Below are 270 nucleotides of genomic sequence, written 5' to 3' on the forward strand. Positions count from 1 at the left end.
CCGGCCTTCCAGGTGTGCGTGATGCTGACCAAATTGCAGCTCAACGACTTGCAGCAGTCCTTGAAACTGATCGTCGACGCCGCGCGCAAAACCCAGACCTCACCGAAGGATTTCTTCCAGGAAATCGCCAGCGCCTCGGCCTATATGAGCCGTGATCCACAGGCCTTGAAAAAAGGCGGCAACCTGGCGGACGGCGGCATCCTTGGCGAATACCTGGAAGGCCTGCCGTACCGCAGCAAGTCGCTGAACATGACCCAGGATTTGTGGCTG

At 58.5% G+C, this 270-nt stretch carries 1 protein-coding gene; it reads left to right on the plus strand.

What is annotated here, in order from left to right; translation table 11 throughout:
* On the plus strand, positions 1 to 270 hold a 270-nt coding region (locus tag P8629_RS11905; RefSeq protein ID WP_278166328.1), incomplete at both ends, for a hypothetical protein.

Source organism: Hydrogenovibrio sp. 3SP14C1 (assembly GCF_029625905.1).
Classification (GTDB): domain Bacteria; phylum Pseudomonadota; class Gammaproteobacteria; order Thiomicrospirales; family Thiomicrospiraceae; genus Hydrogenovibrio.